The sequence below is a fragment of the Thermostichus sp. MS-CIW-30 genome, assembly GCF_054058015.1.
In genome coordinates this window covers 1-26,643 of the sequence record NZ_JBSRZW010000020.1, presented here as the reverse complement: position 1 = coordinate 26,643, position 26,643 = coordinate 1, and the positions used below count along the sequence as shown (strand labels likewise).

General features: G+C 60.0%; 25 protein-coding genes and 2 pseudogenes. 15 read left to right on the top strand and 12 right to left on the bottom strand.

Features of this window, described 5'->3' with window-relative positions; all coding sequences use genetic code 11:
* Positions 1–55 precede the first annotated feature (55 nt).
* The gene (gene trxB, locus ACVWXW_RS09650) at positions 56–1,471 is read left to right on the top strand and encodes a thioredoxin-disulfide reductase (protein WP_457403681.1); all 1,416 of its coding nucleotides are present in this window, start codon (positions 56–58) and stop codon (positions 1,469–1,471) included.
* 135 nt (positions 1,472–1,606) lie between these two features.
* Here trxB and purL read toward each other — a convergent pair whose 3' ends face one another.
* From purL to psaM, 3 genes are all read right to left on the bottom strand, one after another.
* Positions 1,607–3,943, bottom strand: a complete 2,337-nt coding sequence (purL, locus tag ACVWXW_RS09645; RefSeq protein ID WP_457403680.1) for a phosphoribosylformylglycinamidine synthase subunit PurL — start codon at positions 3,941–3,943, stop codon at positions 1,607–1,609.
* A 300-nt stretch (positions 3,944–4,243) separates the two neighbouring features.
* A complete protein-coding gene (recG, locus tag ACVWXW_RS09640; RefSeq protein ID WP_457403702.1) occupies positions 4,244–6,748 on the bottom strand; it encodes an ATP-dependent DNA helicase RecG in 2,505 nt (834 codons plus the stop codon).
* Positions 6,749–6,954: 206 nt separating this feature from the next.
* Positions 6,955–7,047 (bottom strand): photosystem I reaction center subunit XII, encoded by a 93-nt coding sequence (gene psaM / locus ACVWXW_RS09635; RefSeq protein ID WP_011434349.1) that lies wholly within the window; start codon positions 7,045–7,047, stop codon positions 6,955–6,957.
* Positions 7,048–7,418: 371 nt separating this feature from the next.
* On the opposite strand from psaM, the gene glyA reads away from it, so the two are divergent.
* The 3 genes from glyA (at position 7,419) to ACVWXW_RS09620 (ending at position 10,555) form a co-directional block, all read left to right on the top strand.
* Positions 7,419–8,744: a serine hydroxymethyltransferase gene (gene glyA, locus ACVWXW_RS09630; RefSeq protein WP_457403700.1), complete on the top strand. Its 1,326-nt coding sequence runs from the start codon at positions 7,419–7,421 to the stop codon at positions 8,742–8,744.
* 24 nt (positions 8,745–8,768) lie between these two features.
* Positions 8,769–9,890 (top strand): glycosyltransferase family 4 protein, encoded by a 1,122-nt coding sequence (locus tag ACVWXW_RS09625; protein ID WP_457403679.1) that lies wholly within the window; start codon positions 8,769–8,771, stop codon positions 9,888–9,890.
* 98 nt (positions 9,891–9,988) lie between these two features.
* Positions 9,989–10,555 (top strand): hypothetical protein, encoded by a 567-nt coding sequence (locus ACVWXW_RS09620; protein WP_457403678.1) that lies wholly within the window; start codon positions 9,989–9,991, stop codon positions 10,553–10,555.
* 5 nt (positions 10,556–10,560) lie between these two features.
* Here the strand turns inward: ACVWXW_RS09620 and ACVWXW_RS09615 are convergent, their stop codons facing one another.
* A complete protein-coding gene (locus tag ACVWXW_RS09615; protein WP_011434353.1) occupies positions 10,561–11,088 on the bottom strand; it encodes an adenine phosphoribosyltransferase in 528 nt (175 codons plus the stop codon).
* A 210-nt stretch (positions 11,089–11,298) separates the two neighbouring features.
* On the opposite strand from ACVWXW_RS09615, the gene ACVWXW_RS09610 reads away from it, so the two are divergent.
* A complete protein-coding gene (locus ACVWXW_RS09610; protein WP_457403676.1) occupies positions 11,299–11,736 on the top strand; it encodes a hypothetical protein in 438 nt (145 codons plus the stop codon).
* 45 nt (positions 11,737–11,781) lie between these two features.
* Here the strand turns inward: ACVWXW_RS09610 and ACVWXW_RS09605 are convergent, their stop codons facing one another.
* Positions 11,782–13,731, bottom strand: a complete 1,950-nt coding sequence (locus ACVWXW_RS09605) for an NHL repeat-containing protein (RefSeq protein ID WP_457403675.1) — start codon at positions 13,729–13,731, stop codon at positions 11,782–11,784.
* Positions 13,732–14,053: 322 nt separating this feature from the next.
* A complete protein-coding gene (locus tag ACVWXW_RS09600; protein ID WP_457403674.1) occupies positions 14,054–15,286 on the bottom strand; it encodes a peptidase C39 family protein in 1,233 nt (410 codons plus the stop codon).
* Between the two features lie 62 nt (positions 15,287–15,348).
* Here ACVWXW_RS09600 and ACVWXW_RS09595 point away from each other — a divergent pair.
* Together ACVWXW_RS09595 and ACVWXW_RS09590 are read left to right on the top strand one after the other, a co-directional pair.
* Positions 15,349–15,532 (top strand): annotated as a pseudogene (locus ACVWXW_RS09595) (hypothetical protein); the annotation flags it as partial.
* A 205-nt stretch (positions 15,533–15,737) separates the two neighbouring features.
* Positions 15,738–15,921 (top strand): annotated as a pseudogene (locus tag ACVWXW_RS09590) (hypothetical protein); the annotation flags it as partial.
* Positions 15,922–16,007: 86 nt separating this feature from the next.
* Here the strand turns inward: ACVWXW_RS09590 and ACVWXW_RS09585 are convergent.
* The 4 genes from ACVWXW_RS09585 to thrC form a co-directional block, all read right to left on the bottom strand.
* Entirely contained in the window at positions 16,008–16,586 is a 579-nt protein-coding gene (locus tag ACVWXW_RS09585) for a DNA-3-methyladenine glycosylase (protein ID WP_011434357.1), read from the bottom strand.
* A 26-nt stretch (positions 16,587–16,612) separates the two neighbouring features.
* The gene (locus ACVWXW_RS09580; RefSeq protein WP_011434358.1) at positions 16,613–16,888 is read right to left on the bottom strand and encodes a ubiquitin-like small modifier protein 1; all 276 of its coding nucleotides are present in this window, start codon (positions 16,886–16,888) and stop codon (positions 16,613–16,615) included.
* 36 nt (positions 16,889–16,924) lie between these two features.
* On the bottom strand, positions 16,925–17,446 hold the full coding sequence (locus ACVWXW_RS09575) for a fasciclin domain-containing protein (protein WP_457403673.1): 522 nt from the start codon (positions 17,444–17,446) through the stop codon (positions 16,925–16,927).
* Positions 17,447–17,550: 104 nt separating this feature from the next.
* Positions 17,551–18,891: a threonine synthase gene (thrC, locus tag ACVWXW_RS09570; RefSeq protein WP_457403672.1), complete on the bottom strand. Its 1,341-nt coding sequence runs from the start codon at positions 18,889–18,891 to the stop codon at positions 17,551–17,553.
* Between the two features lie 497 nt (positions 18,892–19,388).
* On the opposite strand from thrC, the gene mnmG reads away from it, so the two are divergent.
* Complete coding sequence (gene mnmG, locus ACVWXW_RS09565) at positions 19,389–21,320, top strand: tRNA uridine-5-carboxymethylaminomethyl(34) synthesis enzyme MnmG (protein WP_457403671.1); 1,932 nt, start codon at positions 19,389–19,391, stop codon at positions 21,318–21,320.
* Here mnmG and tsaD read toward each other — a convergent pair.
* Complete coding sequence (gene tsaD / locus ACVWXW_RS09560; RefSeq protein WP_457403669.1) at positions 21,284–22,378, bottom strand: tRNA (adenosine(37)-N6)-threonylcarbamoyltransferase complex transferase subunit TsaD; 1,095 nt, start codon at positions 22,376–22,378, stop codon at positions 21,284–21,286. The two genes, mnmG and tsaD, sit on opposite strands and share 37 nt — an antisense overlap.
* 205 nt (positions 22,379–22,583) lie before the next feature.
* Here tsaD and ACVWXW_RS09555 point away from each other — a divergent pair, with 205 nt between their 5' ends.
* The 3 genes from ACVWXW_RS09555 (at position 22,584) to ACVWXW_RS09545 (ending at position 23,882) form a co-directional block, all read left to right on the top strand.
* The gene (locus ACVWXW_RS09555; RefSeq protein WP_011434364.1) at positions 22,584–23,129 is read left to right on the top strand and encodes a photosystem I reaction center subunit III; all 546 of its coding nucleotides are present in this window, start codon (positions 22,584–22,586) and stop codon (positions 23,127–23,129) included.
* Between the two features lie 44 nt (positions 23,130–23,173).
* Complete coding sequence (locus ACVWXW_RS09550; RefSeq protein ID WP_011434365.1) at positions 23,174–23,293, top strand: photosystem I reaction center subunit IX; 120 nt, start codon at positions 23,174–23,176, stop codon at positions 23,291–23,293.
* Positions 23,294–23,393: 100 nt separating this feature from the next.
* Positions 23,394–23,882 carry a photosystem I reaction center protein subunit XI gene (locus tag ACVWXW_RS09545; RefSeq protein WP_457403668.1) on the top strand — a complete coding sequence of 163 codons (489 nt, stop codon included), beginning with the start codon at positions 23,394–23,396 and terminating at the stop codon, positions 23,880–23,882.
* A 6-nt stretch (positions 23,883–23,888) separates the two neighbouring features.
* Here ACVWXW_RS09545 and ACVWXW_RS09540 read toward each other — a convergent pair whose 3' ends face one another.
* Positions 23,889–24,089, bottom strand: a complete 201-nt coding sequence (locus tag ACVWXW_RS09540) for a CsbD family protein (RefSeq protein WP_041436874.1) — start codon at positions 24,087–24,089, stop codon at positions 23,889–23,891.
* A gap of 207 nt (positions 24,090–24,296) precedes the next feature.
* Between ACVWXW_RS09540 and ACVWXW_RS09535 the strand changes: the two genes are divergently transcribed.
* From ACVWXW_RS09535 to ACVWXW_RS09520, 4 genes are read left to right on the top strand one after another with little or no spacing between them, the layout of a single operon-like run.
* Entirely contained in the window at positions 24,297–24,728 is a 432-nt protein-coding gene (locus ACVWXW_RS09535) for a ribonuclease III domain-containing protein (RefSeq protein WP_457393906.1), read from the top strand.
* Between the two features lie 33 nt (positions 24,729–24,761).
* On the top strand, positions 24,762–25,898 hold the full coding sequence (gene rlmB / locus ACVWXW_RS09530) for a 23S rRNA (guanosine(2251)-2'-O)-methyltransferase RlmB (RefSeq protein WP_011434369.1): 1,137 nt from the start codon (positions 24,762–24,764) through the stop codon (positions 25,896–25,898).
* Positions 25,899–25,920: 22 nt separating this feature from the next.
* Positions 25,921–26,178, top strand: a complete 258-nt coding sequence (locus ACVWXW_RS09525) for a DUF1816 domain-containing protein (protein ID WP_414384163.1) — start codon at positions 25,921–25,923, stop codon at positions 26,176–26,178.
* Positions 26,178–26,495: a 2Fe-2S iron-sulfur cluster-binding protein gene (locus tag ACVWXW_RS09520; RefSeq protein WP_414342213.1), complete on the top strand. Its 318-nt coding sequence runs from the start codon at positions 26,178–26,180 to the stop codon at positions 26,493–26,495. Before ACVWXW_RS09525 ends, ACVWXW_RS09520 begins: the two co-directional genes overlap by 1 nt.
* The last annotated feature ends 148 nt before the right edge of the window (positions 26,496–26,643 follow it).

Here is a 26,643-nt window from a genome sequence, read left to right as displayed (position 1 = left end):
AGCGTAGTCGTTATGAGTTTGACTTTTAGTCCTGTTGCAGAAGGAGAGACATCGGATGACAGAGCAAAGTCGGGTTGAGAATGTGGTGATTATCGGCTCCGGCCCTGCTGGGTTTACAGCAGCCATTTACGCTGGGCGTGCCAACCTGAAGCCGGTTGTGTTTGAGGGGTTCCAGGCGGGCGGGATCCCGGGCGGGCAACTGATGACCACCACCGAGGTGGAAAACTTTCCGGGCTTTCCCGAGGGCATCACCGGCCCCCAACTGATGAAGAACATGCGGGCTCAAGCGCAGCGGTGGGGGGCAGAACTTTACACCGAAGATGTCACCTTTGTGGATTTAAGCCAGCGGCCCTTTGTCGTCCGTTCTGACGAGCGGGAATTGCGCACCCACAGCCTGATCATCGCCACCGGGGCCACAGCCAAGCGCCTACACCTGCCGGGGGAGGAGACCTACTGGAACCGGGGCATGTCAGCTTGTGCTGTCTGCGATGGGGCTATGCCCATGTTCAGAGGGGTGGAATTGGTGGTGATCGGCGGCGGCGATACTGCCTGTGAGGAGGCCACCTACCTGACCAAGTTTGGATCCCACGTGCACATGCTGGTGCGCAGCGACAAAATGCGGGCCAGCAAGGCCATGCAGGATCGTGTTCTCAACAACCCCAAGATCACTGTGCACTGGAACACCGAGGCGGTGGAAGTGATGGGCGACGGCCTGCGCCTGACCGGGGTGAAAGTGCGGAACAACCAAACCGGCGAAATACGCGAGATGTCAGTGGGTGGCCTATTTTATGCCATTGGCCACAAGCCCAACACCGACTTGTTCAAAGGACAACTGGAACTGGATGAAGTCGGCTACATCGTCACCCGCCCGGGATCCGTGGCCACCAGTGTGGAGGGGGTGTTTGCCGCCGGCGACGTGCAGGATCACGAGTTTCGTCAGGCGATTACCGCTGCCGGCACTGGCTGTATGGCGGCCATGTTGGCAGAGCGCTGGCTCTCGGAACACGGCTTGGCCCAGGAGTATCACGTCCTTCCCCAAAGCCATCCTGAACCCAGCCCTGCTGCGACTTCTGCGGCAGAGTCTGCTGGGGATCCTGCTGTTGAGGAGGCCAGCTTTGAGGAGAATGGACAGGATGACTTAGACTTCAGCAAGACTTGCCATGAGGGGAGCTATGCCCTGCGGCGACTCTACCACGAAAGCGATCGCCTGCTCATGGTCAAGTACACCGCCCCCACCTGTGCCCCTTGTCATGCCCTCAAGCCGATCTTGAACAAGATCATCGATGAGTTCTCGGACAAGCTGCACGTGGTGGAGATCGACATCGAGAAAGATCCGGAGATTGCAGAAGCAGGGGGGGTGACGGGCACCCCAACGGTGCAGTTTTTCAAAGACAAGGCCCTGGTGGCCCAGTTGGTCGGCGTTAAGCCCAAATCCCAATATCGAGAGGTGATCCAGGCAAATTTGTGTTAGGACATTTTCCCCGTCCTCTTCAACCCCTGGCTTTAAGGGGTGGTCGTGGGTTATGCCTTGGTTTGAGCTATTCCCTCGCCGCCGATCCCTTTCCCAGAACGAGAGGAGGGCTAGGGATAATCCAACGAAGCAGTTTCATTTGGATTGGAAATAACTGGGGTCTGGATGGTCTGCAAAGGCGCCGTGATAGGCGGCCTGCATTGCCGCCAAAGACACCACCAGTAAGGGATCCTCTTCTGCCGTCCTTAAGAGCAGGGGATCCGCAGGGGATCCCACCTCTCCCAAAAGCTGCCACTGGCCGGCAAGCTGCGCTTCTAAGTAGGCTTCCCAAGCAAAGCGCTGGGCCGGATCCACAGAAACCAGGATGCGGCTGGATCCCTCGCCAAACAGGGCCTGATCCCAGCGCAAGGATCCAGGAGCCAGGGAGAGGGTTGCGCCGCGGCCTCCGCTCAAGCAGGCTTCTGCCAAAGCCACAGCCAATCCCCCCTCGCTGCAGTCGTGGGCAGAGCGCACCCAGCCCTGGCGGATTCCATGGCGACAGGCAGCTTGCACCCGCTTTTCCAATTCCAGATCCACTGGCGCGGGCCGGCCCGTAACTTGCTGGTGGATGACCGCCAAATACTCGCTGCCCCCCAAGCTGGTGAGGGCCTGGGATCCCAGGAGGTAAATGAGATCCCCTGCTTGCTGCCACCCCTGGCCACAGATGCATTTCAAGTCGGGAATGAGACCCACCATGCCAATGACAGGGGTAGGGTAGATAGCCTGCGATCCCTGGGGGGTGAGGGTCTCGTTGTAGAGAGAAACGTTTCCCCCCGTTACCGGCGTACCGAGGGCACGGCAGGCATCTCCAATCCCCCGACAGGCCAGGGCCAGCTGCCAGTACACCACCGGGTTTTCGGGATTGCCAAAGTTAAGGTTATCGGTAACAGCTAGGGGATCGGCCCCCACACAGGTGAGGTTGCGGGCAGCTTCCGCCACGGCTGCCTTGGCCCCCTCGTAGGGATCCAAATACACCCAGCGGCCATTGCCATCCAGGGTGGCAGCGATGGCCTTGCGGGAAGCTCGCAGGGGCGGCACCTCGCCCACGCCAAACTTTTGGGAACGGATGCGGATAACCGCCGCATCTCCCTGGCCCGGCCAAAGGACGGTGTTGTTTTGCACCTGGTGGTCGTATTGGCGATAGATCCAGGCTTTGCTGGCCAGGGTGGGGCTGGCCAAAAGCTGCAGCAGCACCTCTTTCCATGCCAGCGTTGCCTGAGTGAGGTGGATCCCCTGGCAATCACAAGGGGGTAGAGTGGCGGGATCCCATTGCCACGCTGCCTGCACGTAGGCTGGCGGCTCTGGCAACACCGGACGGACATAGACGGGGGTGTCTTCGGCCAAAGCCCGCGCCGGCACCTGCACCACGCAGGATCCCTGGTGCCAGATCTCCACCAGCGGCTCGGCAATGACTTCCCCGGCCACACTAGCTTGCAAACCCCAGCGGTGGAAGATCTCCATCACCTCCGCCTCGCGGCCTTTTTGCACCACCAGCAGCATCCGCTCCTGGGATTCCGAGAGCAGGTATTCCCAGGCAGCCATGCCGCTTTCCCGCGCCGGCACTCGGTCGAGGTCAAAGCGGATCCCCACCCCTCCCTTGGCGGCCATCTCCGCGGTGGAGCAGGTGATCCCGGCTGCCCCCATATCCTGGGCAGCCACCACAGCTCCTGTGGCAAAGGCCTCCAGACAGGCCTCGATGAGGCACTTGCCCAGGAAGGGATCCCCCACCTGCACTGCCGGCCGATCCTGCTGCGCATCCTCCTTGAGCTCGGCGCTGGCAAAGCTGGCGCCGCGGATGCCATCCCGCCCGGTGGTGGCGCCCACGTACAAGACCGGGTTCCCCACCCCCCGCGCTGCCGATTTCACCACTGCCGGCGTCTCCAGCAGCCCCAGAGCCATGACGTTGACCAAGGGATTGCCGCTGTAGCAGGGATCCACCGCCACTTCTCCCCCCACTGTGGGTACCCCGACACAGTTGCCGTAGTGGGCGATCCCTTCCACCACCCTGGCCATGAGGCGGCGGTTGCGGGGATCGGTCAGCGGCCCAAAGCGCAGCGAGTTAAGCAGGGCAATGGGACGGGCGCCCAGGGTAAAGATATCCCGCAGGATCCCTCCCACGCCGGTAGCTGCCCCCTGGAAGGGCTCCACTGCCGAAGGATGGTTGTGGGACTCGATCTTAAACGCCAGCCAATCCCCCTCCCCCAGATCCACTACGCCGGCATTTTCCCCCGGCCCCACCACTACCCGCTCTCCGGTGGTGGGAAAGTTTTTCAGCAGAGGGCGGGAGTTTTTGTAGCAGCAGTGCTCTGACCACATCACCCCAAACATGGCCAGCTCGTTGGGGTTGGGATCCCGGCCCAGCTGCTGCTGGATCTGTTGATATTCCGCCGGGGAAAGGCCGTGGGCTTTTAAGTCTTCGAGAGTATAGGGCATAGTGCTGATACATTTACGCTGAACACTGCTGAACATCACTGTTCAACTATGCAGCGATAGCATTCTGTTTGTTTCCAAACAGAATGGCGGTACCCCGCAAAGCTTTGAGTAGAATACCCAAAGCGCAGTTTCCGTGTCGTCTTACTACCAATTTTCTGCTTTGCTTTGGCTACCATGTTGGCAGACTCGAAAGTAAACAGAAAGATCAACTGGTAGTAATCCGTACTGAACATATTATACATTATTTTCAGTATAGTTGAGCTTATTATTGACTAGAGTCATGCTCCAATTGCCCCTAGCTTAGGTCAACAACCCAGGGCCCAAGAGACGGGCCTGACGCTCTTCCAGTATGCGGCTTAAGGGGGGCCAGCGCTTCAGGTCGGGGTCTTGGACAATAAGCTGCTCTGCCGCCTGGCGGGCCAGCTGCAGCACCTCTTGATCCTCCATGAGACTGGCCAGGGCAAAATCCGGCAGCCCCGACTGGCGGGTGCCCATCACCTCCCCTGGGCCGCGGAAGCGCAGATCCATCTCGGCAATGAAAAACCCGTCGTGGGACTGCTCCAGCACCTTCAGCCGCCGCAGGGCCTCCTCGCTTTTGGATCCTGTCATCAGGATGCAGTAGGCTTGGTCAGATCCCCGTCCTACCCGCCCCCGCAGTTGGTGCAGTTGGGAGAGCCCAAAGCGCTCCGCATGCTCCACCAGCATCACCGAGGCATTGGGCACATCTACCCCCACCTCCACCACCGTGGTAGAGACCAGAATATCCAGCTCCCGCCGGCGAAAGGCCGCAATGACAGCTTCCTTCTCGCTACTGGTCAAGCGCCCGTGCAGCAGGCCCACCCGAAATTGGGGGAAGACCTTTTCCTGCAGACGCTGGTGTTCCTCGATGGCGGATTTGAGATCCAGCTTCTCCGACTCCTCAATGAGAGGCAGCACCACGTAAGCCTGCCGCCCTTGGGCAATTTCCCGCTCGATAAGCCGCATCACCTGCAGGCGATCCCCTGGCCGGGCTACCAGGGTGTGCACGGGCTTGCGCCCCGGCGGCAGCTCGTCAATTTGGGTAACATCCAGATCCCCATGCAGGGCCAGGGTGAGGGTGCGGGGGATGGGGGTGGCGGTCATGGTGAGCACATCGGGGTGATCCCCTTTCTGTTGCAGGGCGGCCCGCTGCTCCACGCCAAAGCGGTGCTGCTCGTCGATGACCACCAAGCCCAGGTTGCGAAACTGCACTGCCGGCTGGATGAGAGCATGGGTGCCCACCACCAAGGGCAATTCCCCAGTCTGCAACTGCCGCAGGATCTCCCGGCGTTTGGCGGGAGGGGTGGAGCCGGTCAACAGTTCGACGGGCACCTGTAGCTGGCTGAGCCATTCCACCAACTTGCGGTAGTGTTGCTCGGCCAAGACCTCGGTGGGAGCCATGAGGGCCGTTTGCCAGCCGGATTGAATGGCTGCCAGCAAAGCCGCCACCGCCACCACGGTTTTGCCGGATCCCACATCTCCCTGCAAGAGGCGGTTCATGGGCAAGGGATCCCGCAGATCCGCTAGGATCTCGTCGATGGCCCGCTGCTGGGCAGCCGTGAGCTGAAAGGGCAGGATTTGATAGAAGCGATCCAATAGCTCCCCTCTAGCCGGCTGGTAACGGGGCACGGCCTGGGCTTGGGTGCGGTAGCGCTGCCGCCGCTGCAAGAGGCCCAATTGCAGGTAGAAGAACTCGTCAAACACCAACCTTCGCCGCGCTTGGGCCAGACATTCTGCCGTCTCGGGAAAATGAATCTGCTGCAGCGCCGTGGGCAGATCCAACAGGTGAAACTGCTGTTTTAAGTCGGGGGGCAAGGGATCCTCCACCAACGCCGCCGCCGGCAGGGCCAGTTGCACCGCCTTGCGCACCAGATCGGCGGGGATCCCTTCTGAGAGAGGGTAGACGGGCAGGATCTTGCCAACCCCAGAACTGTCCTGCAGGCTGCCCTCGCTGGCCAGTACTTCAATTTGGGGGTTGTCCAACGTCAGGCCCAGCCTACCCTTTTTCACCAAGCCACTGGCAGCCACCACCGCTCCCTTGGGGTATTGCCGCTCCAGAGAAGCTTGCCAACTGCGCTGGGCAAACTGCCGCCCGCTGTAGAAGCGGCTGAGGGTGAGGGTGCCGCTCTTGTCGGCGATTTTCAAGTTAAAGATGGTCAGGGTGGGGTTTTTGGGGCTGGTGAAGCAGGTGCAGCTTTTAACCGTCCCCACCAGAGTCACGGTTTCTCCCACCTTGGCCTGGCGGATGAGCACCTGCTGGGAGTAGTCCAGGTGATCCCGGGGAAAGTAGTACAGGGCATCCCGCACGGTGTGCAGGCCCAGTTGTGCCAGCTTTTCCGCCGACTTGGGGCCAATGCCTTTGAGAAATTGCAGCGGCTGCTCCAGGCTAAGGCTGGCGGGGAGAGGCGGGGAAATGGGGCTCTGGGAACCCCACCGCTGTTGCGACGAGGCCGCCAGCGGGCTAGGTGGGTGGGAACGAGGGCTCCGCCCCGTTGGTGCGAACGGTTGGGGCTGCTCTTGCTGACGTCGGACTCGCTCCAGCCAGCGGCGAGTTTCGGCCACCAGGTGCTGGCGTTCGGGCAGCTCCAGCTCGGAATACAGGGTATAGCGGGATCCCAGTTCTCGCCACCGCCGCCGGTCATCTCCATTCAGCACCCAGTCGGAGGGGGGATCCTGTCCGAACACGCTCCCCAAAAATTGGGAGAAGGTCTGCTCTCGCCCCCGCAGGTCGGTAAACCCCACCTCTGCTTCTAGGGAAAGGGCGCGCTGAAGCCGCTGTAGATCCACCTGGCTCAAGTTGCTTGGCTGCCGGGAGTGCTCCTTATCAATCCAACTTTAGCCAACAACGGCAGGACAACCGAAGGAGTGCAGCAGCGCAAGCCACACTTTCCATTCCTTGATAAAGAAAAAAGCCTGCCTTATTACTCCGCAACACTGTCGTGACGGGGCAGGCCGAAGGGATCCAGAGGCACTTTTTGGGAGATGCAGGAGCTTTAGCTGCGGGCCAGGGCGGATCCCAAAAGCAGAGCCATCACTGCCGGCACCAAGGCAATCGCCAGGATGGTGAAAACTTGTGCGTCCGTCATAACCAACTCCCTAACAGTGGAATTGCACAAAAGTCAGCCCCCTCACTCTACCGTAGCTTGAGGGGTAGCCTTGACACCGAGAAGAAAAGCTCAACATTCTTTACAAAGCAGCCCTTGCCCATCCCGCTTGACCGTGGCTCCCAGATCCTCTGCTTGGATCGATGTTGCTCCGCAACGCTGTCGCGACTGACATTCTCCCCACCCCTAAAGCAAGGGATTCTTTCTCAGTTTTGGGGCTTTACCCCAGGCAGAAAGGCCGGGGCCTGCGCTGCTGGTTTGCGGGTCATGCTACGATGTTGCTCCGCAACGCCGTCGCGACGGCGAAGCAGTTCTTGCCCATTCCTCCTGCGAAGTTCGGTCTTGGCGTCATCATGGTAGCTGCTCCACAAAGTCTGACCACCCTACGGGATAACCTGGCCATCCTGGCGGAAACGGATCCCGTTGTTTACCGCCTGATCCAGCAAGAGCTCAACCGGCAGCGGGATCACCTGGAGATGATCGCCAGCGAGAACTTCACTTCTCCTGCTGTCTTGGCCGCCCAGGGCTCGGTGCTCACCAACAAGTATGCAGAAGGGCTGCCGGGCAAACGCTACTACGGCGGCTGTGAGTTTATTGACGAGATTGAACAGCTGGCCATTGACCGGGCTAAGCAATTGTTCGGGGCAGCCCACGCCAATGTGCAGCCCCACTCGGGGGCGCAGGCCAATTTCGCTGTTTTCCTGGCCCTGCTGCAGCCAGGAGACACAATTATGGGCATGGATCTGGCCCACGGCGGCCACCTTACCCACGGCTCCCCGGTAAACGTCTCCGGCAAGTGGTTCCGCGTGGTGCACTACGGGGTGCATCCGCAGACGGAGCGGATTGATTTTGACCAAGTGCGGGATCTGGCCCTGCAGCACCGGCCCAAGCTGATCATCTGCGGCTACTCTGCCTATCCGCGGACAATTGACTTTGCCGCTTTCCGCGCCATTGCCGACGAGGTGGGGGCCTATCTTCTGGCCGACATTGCCCACATTGCCGGCTTGGTGGCCACTGGACATCACCCCAACCCCGTGCCCCTCTGCGATGTGGTGACCACCACTACCCACAAGACGCTGCGAGGGCCGCGCGGGGGACTCATTCTCACCCGCGACCCAGAATTGGGCAAAAAGCTGGATAAGGCAGTGTTCCCCGGCAGCCAGGGGGGGCCGCTGGAGCATGTTATTGCTGGCAAGGCGGTGGCCTTTGGAGAAGCCCTGCAGCCCAGCTTTGCCCAGTACTCGGCCCAAGTTATCGCCAATGCCCAAGCCCTGGCGGGATCCCTGCAACGGCGGGGCATTCGGCTGGTTTCCGGGGGCACCGACAATCACCTGATGTTGCTGGATCTGCGCTCGGTTTCGGCGGTGCTGGAAAAAACTGGGGCGGCGGATCCGGTAATGACGGGCAAACGGGCGGATCGGCTGATGGGGGAGATCCACATCACCGCCAATAAGAACACCATTCCCTTCGACCCACAGCCGCCCTTTGTAGCTAGCGGCCTGCGTCTGGGATCCCCAGCCTTGACCACCCGCGGCTTGGGGCCAGTAGAATTTGAGGAAATTGGGGAGATCATCGCCGATTGTCTGTTTCAGCCTGAGGAGCCTGCTGTATTGGAAGAGTGTCGCCAGCGGGTGGCTCAGCTCTGTCGCCGTTTCCCCCTCTACCCCCACTTGGGATAACCGCAATCCTCGCCACGGCTTGCTATGCCCTACTTGGTTGCCTTTCTGGCTGCTGCCTGTGTGGTTCTGTGGGCAACCCCGGTGGTGAAGGCGGTCGGGATCCGCAGTGGCCAGTTGGACTTTCCCGACGAGCGCAAGATCCACCGGCAGCCGATGGTACGCCTGGGGGGGGTTTCCATCTTTTTTGGGAACTTGGTGGCCCTGCTGTTGCTCTGGGGAGCCGGAGCTTTTGGGGGCTTGCGCACCGAGCAGGAGTACGAGATTTGGGGGGTGACGATCGGTGGGGTTTTGTTTTTTTTGATTGGCCTGGCGGACGACCTGTTTCACCTGTCGCCTTTTTCCCGCTTGTTGATGCAATTCGGCGTGGCTGCTGCCGCTTGGGGAGTAGGGGTGCGCATTGAGTTCGTCAACCTGCCCGGGAGAGGGATCTGGCCCTTTCCGGTGTGGTTGAGCCTGCTGATTACCTTGCTCTGGCTGGTGGGGATGGCCAACGCCATCAACTTCATGGACGGGCTGGATGGGCTGGCGGCAGGGGTGTCGGGAATTGCGGCAGTGGTGATGCTGATCGTAACCCTGCTGCTGGATCGACCGGCGGCGGCCATGCTGGCGGCGGCTTTGGCGGGAGCTTGCCTAGGCTTTTTGCGCTACAACTTCAACCCAGCGCAGATCTTCATGGGGGATGGAGGGGCCTATTTTTTGGGCTTTACCCTGGCTGGGATTGGGGTGATCGGGGTGGCCAAGGGGGTGACCACGCTGGCAGTAGCCCTGCCTTTCTTTATCCTGGCGGTGCCGATCCTGGATATGTCCACCGTGATCCTCAAACGGCTGGCCAGGGGGAAGTCGCCTTTCCATCCCGACAAAGGCCACCTGCACCACCGTCTGCTCAAAGCTGGCCTATCCCATCGGCATTCAGTGCTGCTCATCTACGCCATGACCCTCTGGGGGGGATCCCTGGCCTTGGCCTTGGCGGGCTTGCCGGCAGGAGGCACCTACCTGGGCGGGGCCTCGCTGGTGCTGGGGGGGGTGGCCTGGGGGGCTTGGCAACGGCATCGCCAACGGCGACGAGCTTTGCCCTCGGAGGACAGGCCCGAACAGGAATATGTTGCTCCGCAATGCTGTTGCGACCAGGAATGTAAAGAAGATTGAGCTGGGCTTGTTCTCCATCGCTCGCCTGCCTAGACTGGAGGCGCTCTATATTTGTTGTTTTTTGTTTTGTTGTTTTTTGTTTAGCTCTGTGTTGCCTCATGCGCCCCACACCTGAGTTGGCAGCTCTCCTGCGCCGCACCGCGGATCGTATCCAATCCCAACACTGGGGCTTCTGGGACTGGGAGTACTGCTGGCGGGACAGCACCCGCTGCAATTGCGGCCTGTTGGTGCGAGAAGCCCTGGGCTGGGATCGGCAGCAACTCAGCCTGCGCATCCACCGCGGCACCTGGCGCTCCATCGCCCAAACCGCCTACCGAACTGTTGCCCTGGCCTTGAGGGATCCCTGGCAACCGGAAGGGCGCTGCGAGTCCACCGGCCTGCGGCTGGGGTATGTGTTCGAGAAAATGGCAGAGCTGGGGTTCGACCAACCGGAAGACTTTGCCGCCCTGGAGGAGCTGAGCGATCCCGTAATTCTGGCCCGCCTGGCGGAAAAAGGTGTGGAGCCAGCACAGCGCGACCAGGCGATCCATGTGGCGCTTTACATGCGGGAACTGGCGGACTGGATTGACGAACAACTGCAGGCGCAGGCTCAGATCAGCCGCTTGAGCCAACCTTTGCCCAAAACACCAGGGATCCTCGTCCAACAGTCGGTGCACCTTACTTGAGGAACTCAGTTGCCTTCCTCTACCATCACCACATGGGCAGGGATCCCAGGGGGAAGAGCCTTGCAGCCGGACAAAAAGGCCAGCTCGATTAAGAAGGCAAATCCCCCCACCTCAGCGCCGCTCTGGGCCACCAATTGGGCGGTGGCAGCGGCTGTACCCCCGGTGGCAATGACATCATCCACGATCAACACCCGCTCTCCAGGCCGCAGGGCGTGGGCGTGCAGTTGGAGCTGGTCTTGGCCGTATTCCAGGCTGTAAGTCTGGCTGAGCACCGGCGGCGGCAGTTTGCCTGGCTTGCGAACCGGGACAAAGCCCAAGCCCAGGTGTTGTGCCAAAGCAGCCCCTAAAATGAACCCCCGCGACTCGATGCCGACCACATAATCTAGGGATCCCATGCCGGTGGTGCCGGCGGCCAACTGTTCAATAGCCGCCCGGAAGCCTGCCGGATCCTGCAGCAGGGGGGTCATATCCCGAAAGAGGATGCCGGGTCTGGGAAAATCGGGCACCAAGCGAATGAGGGCTCGCAGATCCATCCTGTTTTCCTCGCTGGCCAGTGGCTTGCTGTTCGCGCTATTCGGACGGAGTCCTCAAAGGACGCTCCAAGCAACCCATCATACTCGGTTAGCTTGTGGGCAGATGGGATCCCTTTTGGTCAGTCGAGCAACGGGGAAGATTTTCTATAATTGGCAAGGCTAGGGGCCGCGGCTCACCTGGTCACCCATCTGTGAACTCGGAGACTTCTCATGCGTTATTACATGGCCATCGACTCCAATCCCCTAGCCAGTTTGCCGCTGGCTCTGTTTGGGGTGAGCAGCGAGGCGGCCTATGTCGATCTGCTGCAAGACAAGCTCATTGTGCGGGCGGGCAGCCTGTTCAACGAGACGTTCTCCCTGAGCGAGTTGGGACAAGGGGAGCGCTTCCCCTGGCCTTGGTACTACGGACTGGGCGTGCGCACCGATTTTCAGGGGATCGTTGGCCCGGTCACCAGCACCCAAGGGGTGATCGCCATTCCACTGGTGCAGGAAAAGCCTCTTTTTATTCCGTTGCTGGGGCCGGTGGGGCTGCAAGTGCCCTGCAAAAAGCTGGTCTTCAGCCTCAAAGATCCAGACACCTTCCTGGCCAACTTCAATCAGGGTCGCCCAGAGGTGAACGCCGGCCCGAAGAGTGTGGTGATTGAGTAGATGGGGATCCCTGTGAAACCTGAGAGACGGCGGCCTGTCAAGAGCCTACAGAGATCCCCCAGGGGTTGGGGTGACAGGCCCAGAAGCAACGCGGCTTATGCGACGCAAGCCCGGCAAGCCGGCATCCACCACCACCACACTGCCATCCGCTAAGACTACCAAGCCGGCAGGTTGATCGAACCGGGCCACCGAGGTGGGGCCATCCTGCCAGCCGGGCTGATTCTGTCCGGCCAAGGTGGAAACTTGTCCCCCAGGCTGAAGACGACGAATGCGATGGTTATCTCGGTCGGCCACCCAGAGGTTGCCTGCCGCATCGAAGGCCAGCCCCCCCAGGGTTTGAAAACGGGCCTCTGCCAGGGGGCCATCCCGATAGCCTGGCTCTGCCCCGGAGAGGGTGGTCACTCGTCCGCCAGCAGAGAGCCGGCGCAGGCGATGTCCATCGGCAATCCAGAGGTTCCCCTCCTTATCCACCGCCAGAGCCGTGGGCTGCAGGAGCTGGGCCTGTTCTGCTGGGCCATCGACGGATCCCGGCTGGCCCGTGCCGGCAACGGTGGTCACCTCACCGGCAGGGGTGATGCGGCGGATGCGGCGATTGGCGCGGTCGGCAACGTAGAGGCTGCCATCTGAACCCAAAGCCAGCCCAGATGGCTCCCGGAACTGAGCTCGGTCAAGCCCCCCATCTCGGTATCCGGCTATACAAGTGCCGGCAAAGGTGCTCACCTGTCGTTGCAGGTTGATATAGCGCAGGCAATGGTTGCCGCTGTCGGCTACCCACAATCCCCCCTTGGGATCCCAGAGCAGCCCCTGTGGGGAGTCAAACTGAGCTTGATTGGCTGCTCCGTCGCGGCGGCCTGCTTGGCCTGTGCCGGCCCAAACTTCCAATTCCCCCTCTGGAGACAGCCGGAAGATGCGGTGCTGGGCTCTATCGGCTAAATAGAAGGCTCCTTCAGGATCCACAGCAATGCCGCTGATTTGCTGCAGGTAGATCCTGGACTCGGTGCCGGTGTTATCAGGGGCGTTGCCGACAGGATCTGCCGCGGGCGAGGTGCGGCCATCCAGCAAAGTTTCCACCACCCAGGCCGATGCTGCCGGAGCAGTGGGGGTGGGAGAGGGGCTGGGGGAAGGAGTAGCGGCAGGCCAATCGTAGACCAGAGTGCCCAACCCTTGCCCGGAAGCATCCGCAACAGCAACCCAAACTGAGCCGGAAAGAGAAGAAGGCGGCATCACCACCAAACGGTCACCGCTGCGGGAGCGAATTTCCCCCCTCAGGATGCGCTCGGGATTGGCTGCTGCAGCAAAGAGAACTGTTTCCACCCGCTCCAAATTTTCCCCTGAGAGCAGCAACGGCTGGCCAAGGGTGGGCGCTGCCGAGCTGGTGTGCAGCAGCGGTACCCCCACCTCAGAGAGCACCAACATAGAAAGGCGGCGCTGGCGCTCTGTGTCTTGGGGAGGACGATTGACACTGCCAGAACTCCCAGAGCGGGCAGAAAGGGTCAGGGATCCCTTCCCCTGCGCCAGAGTGGTGGATCCCCGATAGGCAATGGCGCTGAGCTCCGCTTCTCCGGCGGGAGGATTGGTGAAGGTGAAAGTGGCCGGTTGCCCTGGGCGCAGAGGGGCAGTGGCGGTTTGGCGATAAGTGCCCAGGGTAATGCTCAGGTCGATGCCTTCCACCCCCGGCCAGGTGGGAGTGCGAGCCAGCCAGCGATCCACCTCTGAGGCCGGTAGCTGGGCCACCAGATCGGATCCCTGTTCCTGAAGCAGCAGAACAATGCGGTTGCTGGGCACCGACAAGCCGGACTGGCGGGCTTGCTCGAAAGTCAGAGAAAGCGGGGAGGGAGGGAGAGGAGTTGGAGTTAAAACCGGCTGTAGGGCCGCAGGGGGAACAACGCTGGGAGACAGACTAGAAGAAGAAAGCTCGCCACAGCCCGAGAGAGCCAGCACCAAGGCACTCAGCGCAGGCCAAGGTAGCGGTGTCAGGGAAGCCCGTCGTGGCATGATGCAGCTCATCCCCTCCCACAAACTGGGAAATGGCGGAAACCCAAACCCCCACGCTTACCTTCATCAGCGTACAAACCGGCGAGAATTGCCCAGCACCCTCTCTGCCGCAGGAGCCACCTCGACCAATGCCTTGGCCCCTGAACCGCATTCCTATTCATGACCAACCATCCTCACCCGCAGGTGAGTCGCACTCCTCACTCCATCTATCCTTACTCAAATCCCCACCGAAAGACCAGATAGCAGTTTCAGCGGCCAGGAAATCATCCAGGCCATAGCGGTAGCGCTGTAAGTCGATGCTGCCCGCGTTCGCCCGGTTCGGCTATAGAGTGGGGACAGGCCACTCTCGCGGATGAATCAAGTAGACGGTACCCCCGGAGTGCTCCAGCCACAACGACTCTAGCTGTTCGCGGCGGTAAGTACGGCGAACCTCTTCGTTGGTTTTGGCTGCCGGATCGTGGAGGATGGGATCCCCGTGGCTAAACTGCTCCGCACCGCTGCCGCGAGCAAACCCCACCAGCACCGCCAGATGGCCGTTGCTTCTGGGAATTGGCGCCCCTTCCAGTTCTCCCTCACCCCAAGCATAGCTGAGGATCACCGGAACCCCTGCCGCGATCCAGGCTTCTGCTTGAGCCAAGCTCTCCAGCCGCGCCACCACGCCGGACAAACCCTGCTCGGCAGCATGGGCGACGTTGAAAGCCCAGTTGCCATGGCCCTGGTAAACCCGGTCATACACACCGGCCACTGCTGCGCGCACCAACACCTCACAGGGGCGGGGATCCCGCTTCCAGTAGGCCATCACCATCGCCAAAGAGGTGGGGCTACACCAGACCTCTCCCCCATCGGGGTACACCATCTGGGAGCACCAAGGCAGATCCAAGATTTTGCCCCAGCGGCTGGGATCCCCAGGGGATAGGCGGCTGGGCCTGACCGGCTCGTTGGAAATGGCAACTGCCACCTGATCCACAACGGCAGAACGGCCTGGCTCTTGCGTGAACAGGCGCACCCTGACCTGGAAGGCTTCTGCTCCGTTGAGGGTATCCTTGAGCACCAGCAAGTCCGTGTACAGGTTGCCATCCTCATCCCCTTGTCCTTGCACTGAGTGGCTGGCCAGAGTCAAGGGATCCGCAGCCCATACCCCGCCGTGATACCACTTTGTCCAGCGGTCTGAAAGCTTGGCCCGAATCCACAGTTCCAACCAGGTGCCGGGGGGCGTGGTGGCATTCCAGGAAGCGATTGCCCCGACCATAGGGAAGCTGGTGGGGACTGCTGGGCTGGTGGCTTCTCCCACCCAGTAGGGGCCAAGGGGATAGAAAGGGCGCCCCCGTTCGCGTAAGCGGTGCGGAGCATTATCGCGTAAGCGGGACGGAGTCCTTAGCGCCACCTCAGGCTCTTCAAGGCTGACTTCTTGCCGCAAACCCTCTGGATCCAAGACCAATTGCCCTCGGGCGTTCAGGCAGATCCCTTGGGTTGACCAGTCCTGAAACCCCTGAGCTTCTCCCGCCCGCCAGCGCTGAAACCCGGTGCGATAGGTGAAGTGGGTCTGGGATTGCATCGTCAAGAGCATGACTCTAGTCAATAATAAGCTCAACTATACTGAAAATAATGTATAATATGTTCAGTACGGATTACTACCAGTTGATCTTTCTGTTTACTTTCGAGTCTGCCAACATGGTAGCCAAAGCAAAGCAGAAAATTGGTAGTAAGACGACACGGAAACTGCGCTTTGGGTATTCTACTCAAAGCTTTGCGGGATACCGCCATTCTGGTTGGAAACAAACAGAATGCTATCGCTGCATAGTTGAACAGTGATGTTCAGCAGTGTTCAGCGTAAATGTATCAGTCCTGGAAAAGTTGGAACAGGCTGGGCCAACGTGGGCAACCCCAGCAAGAGCAGCACAACCCCGCTGACCAGCCCAGGCAGCCCCTGCCGTTCGCGTAAGCGGGACGGAGCATGACTCTAGTCAATAATAAGCTCAACTATACTGAAAATAATGTATAATATGTTCAGTACGGATTACTACCAGTTGATCTTTCTGTTTACTTTCGAGTCTGCCAACATGGTAGCCAAAGCAAAGCAGAAAATTGGTAGTAAGACGACACGGAAACTGCGCTTTGGGTATTCTACTCAAAGCTTTGCGGGATACCGCCATTCTGGTTGGAAACAAACAGAATGCTATCGCTGCATAGTTGAACAGTGATGTTCAGCAGTGTTCAGCGTAAATGTATCAGTCCTTTAGCCACTGCCTTCTGCGAGCATTGTCCGCCTGCCCCCACTAATAGCGCGACACCGCCGGATGTCCACCAATGTACCAGCGCCAGGGGATCTCGGCTCCTTGGGTGATGCCGATGCGGGTGGTTTGGACGATGGACAACTGCGTTTGCCAAGAGGGGGATCCCTCCAGCCAAATGCCTTCCTGGCCGGCTTCCGCCCGCTCTAGCCGCCAGCCGTTGTGGGATCCGTCGATGCGCAGTGCTTGACAGAGCAGGCCCGGCCCCGCCGCCGCCCGTGCTGGCTGATTCTGTTTGTTGGCCGGGATCCAGTCTGGCAGGCGATCCAACTGAGCTGCCCGGATCAGAACCGCCGCCGGGATCCCTTCTGGCTCGGTAACGATATTTAGACAGTGGTAGAGGCCGTAGATGCGATAGATGTAGAGATGCCCTGGCGGGCCAAACATGACCTGGTTGCGTTGGGTCTTGCGGCGGTAGGCATGGCAGGCCGGATCCCCAGCCGTGTAGGCCTCCGTCTCTACGATCTGGGCCCGCACCTGCAGCCCATCGGCAAATTGCCGCACCAGAACCATGCCCAGCAAGGCAGGTGCCACCAGCGGGGCCGGCTGGCTCAACCACTCCACAGCGTCCACGGCAGGCTTGGCAGCCCTCAGCCCCCAGCAACGGCAGGGACGATGCTCACCTCATCCCCATCTTGCAGAGGGGTGTCACATCCCTTGAGGAAGCGAATGTCTTCGCTGTTCACATAAAAGTTGACGAAGCGGCGCAATTCCCCCTTCTCATCGCACAGCCGCGCCTTAATCCCCGGACAGCGTTGTTCCAAAGCATCCAACAATTCGCGGATGGTGGATCCCTCGCAATTCACCACCCCCTGATCCTGGGTGAGCGCCCGCAGCGTGTTAGGAATCAGCACCTTGACTGCCATAGCCCAATGCCTCGTCCATTAACCAACATCAAAAAACTAGGGTAGCAGCACCCCATCGATGCCGTGAATCACGCCGTTGGAAACTGGAATATCCGCCAGGTTCACGTTAGCCCCGTTGACCCGGATGCTGCCATCGGATCCCACCTGCACCTGCAGCGGCAGCCCTGCCAAGGTGGTCAGAGTGGTCGATTGGCCGGGCCGCAGGTCAAACGAGGTAATCCGCCCCGGCACCACATGATACGTGAGAATGCGGGTGAGCTGAGCCCGTCTGGCCGGCTGCAACAGCGTCTCCACCGTACCCGGCGGCAGTTGCCCAAAGGCCACATCGGAAGGGGCAAAGACCGTGAACGGCCCCGGCCCTGCCAACGCCGTATTCAGGCCCGTCGCCCGCAAAGCTGCCGCCAGCGTCGAGTAGCTGCTGGGCAAAGTTTCCAGCTCAACGGCAATGGTGTTTAGCCCTTGAGGCTGGGCCGCAGGAGCAAAGACAAGCGGGGCCACTACAGCCGCCAACGGGATCCAACGGCGAACAAGGCGTTGAACAGAAGGAAAGATAGGCATTGTGCAAAGCTCCTGAGCCAATAGGTCTACGCCAGGGATCTTAACAGTTCTTCATTAAGATTCTGTTAAGAGGCAATGGAGAGGGTCTTCCCTGCAAACCGAGTTCATACTGATGCCTCCTGCCAGTCCAGCCGCTCCAGGGTGCGGGCCCGCTCCAAAGCCTGTTCAAAGCTCTCCAGCCTGGGCGAGATCACCAGAGGATGGCCTACGTGGGGTTGAACCGCCTCCTGGGTCTTCAGGCCGTTGCCGGTAATGTAGGCTACTGTAACCGCCTCGGGATCAAGTTGGCCGGACTCTGCTAGGCGTTTGAGCACGGCAATGGTGGTGCCGCCGGCAGTCTCGGTGAAGATGCCTTCGGTCTCGGCCAGGAGCTTAATGCCGGCGATGATCTCGGGATCCGTGGCCGTTGCGATCTGCCCACCGGTTCTGCGGGCAATGTCCAGGGCGTAGATCCCGTCGGCAGGGTTGCCGATGGCGATGGATTTGGCGATGGTATTGGGCTTAACAGGGCTGACAAAATCCCGCCCCTCGCGAAACGCCTGGGCAATGGGCGCGCAGCCCTGCGCCTGTGCGCCGTGGAAGGCGACCGGCTTATCCGCCACCAGCCCCACCTTCACAAACTCCTGGAAGCCTTTATAAACCTTGGTGTACAGGGATCCCGAGGCCAGCGGGATCACTACCTGATCCGGCAGTTGCCAGCCCAGTTGCTCCACCACCTCGTAGGCCAGGGTTTTGGAGCCTTCCGAGTAGTAGGGGCGCAGGTTGATATTGACGAAGCCCCAGCCGTAGCGATCCGCCACCTCGGCGCAGAGGCGGTTCACCTGGTCGTAGTTGCCCTCCACCGCCATGACGGTGGGGTTGTAAATCAGGGATCCCAGCACTTTGCCCGCTTCTAAGTCCGCCGGGATGAAGATGGTGCAGTCCAAGCCGGCGTGGGCGGCAATAGCAGCGGTGGAGTTGGCCAGATTGCCCGTGCTGGCGCAGGAAACGGTGGTAAAACCCAGCTCCTTGGCGCGGGTCAGCGCCACCGACACCACCCGATCCTTGAAGCTAAGGGTGGGCATGTTGACGGCATCGTTCTTGATGTAAAGATTTTTTAACCCCAGCCGCCGACCCAGCCGATCCGCTTTGATCAGAGGGGTCATGCCGGTGCCCACATCAATGGGCTTCTCAGAAGTCACCGGCAGAAAAGGCCGATAGCGCCAGATGGAATGCGGCCCGGCCTGGATGCTCTGACGGCTAACCGTGCGCTTCAGCCAGTCGTAGTCATAAGCCACTTCGAGGGGGCCGAAACACAGCTCACAAACATGCTTGGCGACCGGCTCATACTCGGCGCCACACTCCCGACAGCGCAAACGGCTGAAGCCCACCTTGGAGCTGTGCAAGGCAGAGGCCAACGGGGAATCGGCAGGGCTGAGCGGGCGTTCGGAAAGAGTTTGGGACATGGGCAGCCTCAAGGTGAAGGAAAGGGTGGGCGCTGGATTGAACTTACCTATCGTTGGGGGGAATCTTATCACCCGCAATCTGCCGCGTCAACTAAACCCGACTAAAATAGTCTGGATTAGATCCGGTTGAGGATAATGGAATCGGTGCTTGGCTCTCTCAGGCGGGCTGTCTGGTGTTTGTATGAGCCGCAACATCCCTTGGGCGACTCTGCCCTTTCCTCTGGGATCCCCTGCTATCGGCAGCCTTGGGGGAGCTGATCCCAGCGCCCTGAGGTCTCTTCAACTCTTCAATCAGGTGACTTAGGCTGGGAACTGAGCCTCTACCCAACTTTATTTCCCAGGGCAACAGAAAACTTTCCCTACTGCTCTGCCTGCCTCAGGCCGGTCGCAAATAACCCTATCCGTTGCCGCCATCGCTAAGCTGGATAAGCGAGCTGAAATAACCTGAAAATTAAAAGACCGGGGATCCCGGCTATTCATTTTGGAATTGCCACCTTATGCTCAAAGTTGGACAGGATAGCCTTGATTTTCTCGATCACTACGATGTGGTGGTGGTCGGCGGGGGGCACTCCGGCTGCGAGGCAGCGTTGGCAGCAGCGCGGCTGGGCTGCAACACCCTCATGCTGACATTGAATCTGGACAAGATCGCCTGGCAACCCTGTAACCCCGCCGTCGGCGGCCCGGCCAAATCGCAACTGGTACACGAAATCGATGCCCTCGGCGGCGAGATGGGCAAAGTTACCGACCGCACCTATTTGCAAAAGCGGGTGCTCAACCGTTCGCGGGGGCCGGCGGTGTGGGCGCTGCGGGCGCAAACCGACAAAAGGGAATATGCGCGGGTGATGCGCTCGGTGGTGGAAAACCAGCCTAACCTGACGATTCGCGAGGGCACTGTCACCGATTTGGTGTTGGGGCGCAACGACGAGGTGGTGGGCGTGGTCACCCATTTCGGCACCATCTTCGGCTGTCGGGCGGTGATCCTGACCACCGGTACGTTTTTGGGGGGGCGCATCTGGATTGGTCGCCACTGGCAAGCTGCCGGACGGGCAGGGGAATTTGCCGTGGAAGGGCTGACCGACACCCTGCGCCAACTGGGCTTTGAAACGGGCCGGCTGAAAACCGGCACCCCTGCCCGCGTGGATCGGCGCAGCGTGGATTTTTCCGTCATGGAGCGGCAACCGGGGGATCCCGATGTGCGCTGGTTTAGCTTCGACCCCGAGGTGTGGGTGCCAAGGGAGCAGATGGATTGCTACTTGACCCGCACCACCCCAGAGACCCACCGCATCATCCGGGAAAATCTCCACGAAACCCCTGTCTATGGCGGCTGGGTGGAGGCCAAAGGGCCCCGCTACTGCCCCAGCATCGAAGACAAGATTGTCCGCTTTGCCGACAAGGAAAGCCATCAGATTTTTATTGAGCCGGAAGGGCGGGATCTGCCGGAGCTCTACATCCAGGGGTTCTCCACGGGGATGCCTGAGAAAATCCAGATCCAGATGTTGCGCTCCTTGCCTGGCCTGGAGCGGTGCGTCATGCTGCGGCCTGCCTATGCGGTGGAATACGACTATCTGCCGGCCACCCAGCTCTACCCCACTCTGATGACCAAAAAGGTGCAGGGGTTGTTTTGCGCCGGCCAGATCAACGGCACCACCGGCTACGAAGAGGCGGCAGCTCAGGGGCTCATAGCCGGGATCAACGCTGCCCGCCTGGTTCAAGGCAAGCCCCTGGTCACCCTGCCGCGGGAGTCCAGCTACATCGGCACCCTCATCGACGATCTCTGCACCAAAGAACTGCGGGAGCCCTACCGCATGCTCACCAGCCGCTCCGAATACCGCCTCATCCTGCGCTCCGACAATGCCGACCAACGGCTCACCCCCCTGGGGCGAGAATGGGGCTTGATCGATGACCGGCGCTGGGCCCTGTTCCAAGCCAAGCAAGCGCGCATTGCCGCAGAAATCGAGCGCCTGGAAACGCAGCGGGTGAAGGCCCACGACCTGGCCGGCATCCAACTAAGCCAACTGACGGGGCAGGGGATCAAGGGATCCGCCACCCTGGCCGAGATCTTGCGCCGCAACCAGATTCACTACTCCGATCTCCTGGAACTGGGGCTGGGGGATGCGGAGCTGGATCCCTTTGAGCAGGAGGCGGCAGAGATTGCCGTCAAATACAGCGGCTACATCCAGCGGCAGCAGAGCCAAATTGAGCAGGTGAGCAAGCAGTACCACCGCCCTCTGCCCCCCGATCTGGACTACCACTCCATCCCCACCCTCTCCAAAGAGTCGCGGGATAAGCTCTCGGCGGTGCGCCCGCTAACCGTGGGCCAGGCGGCCCGCATCGGCGGTGTCAACCCCGCCGACATCAACGCGCTGCTCATCTACCTTGAGGTGAGGCAACGTCAGAGGGCGGCGGATCCCGTCTGTTCTTCTCTGTGAGCTCCGCCCCCACCCAGGTAGAGGGAAGGGATCCCTTCTAGGGGCATGCGCGAGGCTACCCCCAGCTCCAGCGGCGAGACCTCCCCCCGCAGCCAGTGGCAGAGCCCAGCTGCCCCAATCATGGCGGCATTGTCGGTGCAGAGGGCTAGAGGCGGGATCACCACCCGCAACCCCTTTTGCCGGGCTGCTTCTGTGAGGCGGGCCCTCAGCTCCCGATTGGCAGCTACCCCTCCCGTCAGCAGCAGCGTCGAGAGGCCCAGCGCCTCGGCGCAGGCCACTGCCTTTTCGGTGAGCACATGGGTCAGACAGGCCTGGAAGCTGGCGGCAATATCGGCAATGGGCAACTCCTGGCCCTCTTGCCGCAACTGCTGTACTAGGCGCAACACCGCCGTTTTTAGGCCACTGAAGCTGCTGTCGTAGGGATGATCCACTTTGCCCTCTGGCAGCGGGAACCGCTCTGGATCCCCCTGCTGGGCCCAACGGTCGATCTGCGGCCCCCCCGGGTAGCCCAGCCCCAACAGCCGCGCCACCTTATCAAATGCCTCGCCGGCAGCATCGTCGCGGGTGCGGCCCACCGTCTGGTAGTCCCCGTAGTCCTTCATCCAAATCAGGCTGGTATGGCCTCCCGATACCAAAAGGCATAGGCAGGGGGGGCGCAAATCGGGCTCTGCCAAGAAGCCGCTGAAGAGATGGCCCTCCAGATGATGCACCCCGATCAGGGGCTTGTCGTAAAGCAAAGCCAGGGTCTTGGCCCCCATCAGCCCCACCAGCAGGGATCCCACCAGGCCCGGCGCACAGGTTACGGCAATGGCATCTACCTCGGCCACCTCCAATCCGGCCTGCTGCAGAGCAGCCTCTAGCACAAAGGGCAGAGTTTCCACATGCTGCCGTGAGGCCACCTCCGGCACCACCCCCCCGTAAGCAGCATGAAGGTCGATTTGGCTGGCCACCACGGAGCTGAGCTGCCGTGGGGCAAATCCCGGCCAGGCCACATCCGCCGCCACCACAGCCACAGCCGTTTCGTCACAACTGGTTTCGATGGCAAGGACGCGGGGCATGGGAGAGCAAGCTGGGCAAAAGGGATAGGAGAGCTTTGGGATACTTGAGATACTTGAATTAAGAATTGTGTGAGCTAAAACCCGGGATCCGTCGGGGCGAGGCGCTCAGGAGTATGATACTAACCGTTTAGTGCCTGTTTCTGCACTTAGCATCCCTTAGCATTTGGACAGATCTTAGACCCCTACCTCAAGGACACATCCTGCTATGCGAACCTTTTTAAGCCTTCTTTTGGCCCTTTGCATCGCGCTTGGCCTCGCCCAATCTGTGCAGGCAGAGCCCTTGATTGGTCTGAAACCTTGCAGCGAAGTTCCCGCCTTTCAGGCTCTGATGAACGAACGCCTGAGCAGCCTAGAGGAGAAGATCCTCAACGCCAGCCCTGCTATGGCTCCCGTCTACCAGCAAAAGCTGGCCCAAACCAGCAAGCGCTTTGAGCGCTACAGCAAGCTGCTCTGCGGCGAAGAGGGCCTGCCCCACCTGGTTACAGATGGTCGGTTGAACCATGCGGGCGAGTTTCTCATCCCCGGCTTGCTTTTTCTCTACATCGCCGGTTGGCTGGGCTGGGCAGGGCGCTCTTATCTGATTGCCGTGCGGAATAGCGACGAACCGGAGATGAAAGAAAGCATCATCGACGTTCCCTTGGCGCTGCGCTGTTTCCTCACGGCTTTGGCTTGGCCTGCTGCTGCTTTCAAGGAGATTGCCAGCGGCGAAATTCAAGAGCCGGAAGCGGCTGTGCCCATCTCGCCCCGCTGAGCCTGGCTTTCCAACTCGATCTGTTCAACTTTTGAGAGGCATCTATGGCTGATTTCACCAAGTTTCTCACCACTGCTCCGGTGGCATTTATCCTGTTTTCCAGCTTTGTTTTTGCCCTGTTCATCGAGATCAATCGCTTCTTCCCCGACATTTTGACGTTCTGAGTGTAGGCCAGGGATCCCCAGCGCAACCTACGCCCGGTGGGATCCCTGCTTTTTTAGGCTTTTTTCCATCCTCCTTTGAACTGGACACAGAGTTGCTGAAATGGTCGAACCCAATGCCGATCCTGCTCCGTTGAATAGGTTGAACATGAATAAGGGATACGTCACCGTCCCTGAGGGAGATCCGCAAATTGGGGATCTCTGGACACCGATCAACCACGCGCCTGTTGTCCGGCTGTTGATCGACTGGCTGCCCATCAACCGACCGGGATTGAGTTCCATTTGGCGGGGCTTGGAAATCGGTATGGCCCACGGCTATTGGCTGGTAGGCCCCTTTGCCAAGCTGGGGCCGCTGCGCAACGAGCCCATCGGTCTGCTGAGCGGCTTTTTGGGAGCCTGTGGCCTGATCCTGATCCTGACGGCGGCCCTTTCTCTCTACGGCTCTGTCACCTCGCAGCGCAACATAGGGCCGGTAGGGGGATCCCAATCTTGGAGCGAATTGGCCGCTGGCTTTTTGGTAGGGGGTATGGGGGGGGCGGTCGTCGCCTACCTGCTTTTGCTGAATGCAGATCTCCTTGTCCCCGCATCTTAACTGGAGCTATTGGCCATCCGTTGGATCATCCACAACGTCTTTAATCGCTTCTCGAGCATCCTCGACTCCAGGGTGGGTGGCCGCCTTTGTTTGCTCGGCCTTACCTTCCAGCCTTTCACGCTGATCGCTGGCCAGCTCACCCACAATTTCTTGGATTTTGCTCTCCAGATTCTTGGCAGTAACTCCAACTGGCTTTTCAAGGCTCATAACATCAGCCCCTTAACCGGCTTTGCCCTGTCTACTCGATAGCACCTTTTCTCTCTGGGCCTCGTGATCCAAATCACCTGCAAGGGGGGAAAGAGCGCGAGTCAGGCTAGCAGACCAGAGGAAGCTTGTCTTAGCATGGACTGAATCCTGCAATGAGCCGATGACAGCGGTTCTAGAGATTTTTCTGCCTATCTTTCGTGAGCTGCTGTGAACGATCTGCTGTCCGAACCCACTTCCGAAAGGCCCTCCTTGGCCGAGATTCGCCGCCTATCGCCCGCAGCCTTGGCCTACCTGGGAGACGCCATTTACGAACTGCACGTGCGGCGGCAACGGCTATTTCCTCCGGATCGACTGGAGCGCTATCATCAGCAGGTGGTGAGGCGGGTGCGCGGCTCGGCTCAGGCCAAGTTGCTGTTGGCCCTGTTGCCCCATCTCAACCCCGAAGAGCAGGAAATTGTCCGCTGGGGTCGCAATGGCTGCGGTCGCCCACCCCGGCATCTGCCTCTGGCCGATTACCAAAACGCCAGCGGCCTGGAAACAGTTCTGGGCTATCTCTACCTGGCCAATCCCGAACGGCTGCGCCATATCCTCGCCCTCACTGATGTTTTGGCTGAGACCCTAGGCGAGTGGGAAGGTTAGGATAGTCTTTCCGTCTTTCCATCTTCCACGCCCATGCCCAAGACTTCTCAGCGCAAACCTGCTTCACGGCTGTCTCGCTCGGGCAAACTGCAGCCGCGAAGGGCAGGGCAATCCGTTAGCAAGCGGGTACAGCGGCCCAAACGCCGAGACGGGGATCCCAAGCTTGCCCTCCGAGAGGCTCCAGTGAAGCCCATCCGTCGCGACGCGCAACGGCAGTGGCCCCAAGGCAAGATGGCTCCTCAACCAGTAGGCGAGCTGGATCCCGGCCTCTCCACTGGCGAGACAGGGATCTTGCCAGGGGAAGTTCAGCCTCAGGCCGACGGGAATCCGGAGACCGAGCTGGAGCAAGAGATTATCTACGGTCGCCAGACAGTACTGGCTGCTTTGAAAAGTCAAGCCACCCTCAATCGGGTTTGGATCTTGCCGAAGTTGCGCTACAGCCCCCAATTTTTATCTCTGTTGGAAGAAGCCAAAGCGCGGGGCACCGTTATCGACGAAGTGTCTCCAAAGCGGCTGAACGCCCTCACGGCTGGCGCCAACCACCAGGGTATCGCTGCCCAAGCCACGCCTTATCAGTACGTGGCCCTGGAGGATTTGGTGGAAAGAAGCCGGCAGGCCGGCCCCAATCCGGTGCTGGTGGTTCTAGACGGGATCCAGGATCCCCATAACTTGGGAGCTATTGCCCGTAGTGTAGAAGCTTTTGGCATGCAGGGGATGGTGATCCCCCAGCGGCGGGCAGCAGGGGTAACCTCGACGGTGATGAAGGTAGCGGCGGGAGCCCTCTCCACCTTGCCGGTGGCGCGGGTGGTGAATTTGAATCGGGCTTTGGAATACCTCAAAGAGCAGGGGTTTTGGGTCTATGGCACCACCAGCCGAGGGGCTGACCCCATCTATAGCGCCGATTTTCAGCGGCCCATTGCTTTGGTAGTAGGATCCGAGGGGGAAGGGATTAGCCTGCTCACACAACGCCATTGTGACCAACTGCTGTCCATTCCCTTGGCAGGCCGCACTGAAAGCTTGAATGCTTCTGTGGCCGCCGGCATTGCCCTCTACGAAATCCACCGGCAGCGCTCTCCCCACCACCTCAAACGCCCTGAGGTTGATACATTCCTCAACAAATCGTCAATAAAAGTAGTAGAATCTAGGGGATTGCAAAAGGACATCCAATGATTGCTAGACTTGATAATGGGGGATGGATCCCGTGAGCAACCTTTTGGCCAATCTGTTGGATAAGCTGCGCGGCCTATCGGTCTGGATCGAGATCACCACCGAGGACTGTACCTACTACTACGGCCCCTTCTCCGATGAAGCTGAGGCGGAGCGGCTCAAAGGCCACTACATCGCCGACCTGCAAAAGGAAGGAGCCAAAAAGATCCAGGCTCTGGTGAAGAAAATGCGCCAGCCACAGTCTCTGACGGTGACCCGTACTCCGTCGGGAGCCCGTTCCTGATGTCTGCTACGGCTTATCAAGTAACCCTTCATCACCGCGGCCAAACCTACCGCTTCCCTGCCTCTGCGGATCAGACGGTTTTACAAGCTGCTCTTGAACACGGGATAGAGCTACCTTCCTCTTGTCAGGCGGGGGTTTGCACTACCTGTGCGGGGCGGCTGAGGTCGGGATCCGTGACTCAGACAGAGGCAATGGGGATTGGCCCAGAACTGCAGGCTCAGGGCTTTGTGCTGCTGTGTGTAGCCTATGCTACCTCTGATTTGGAGGTGGAAACTGATCAAGAGGAGGAGGTTTACCGTTTGCAGTTTGGCTCCTAACCGTGCCGGATTTCTGTTCAGGTCTACTTGTTAGTAGGTGTTGTAGTCATTTCGATTCAAACTAGGTTGTGTTGATCTTTCATTTGAGCCAAAAGAGAGCACTGACGAGATAGAGAAAACTCAAGAAGTTCCTGGCCAATTTGTCAAA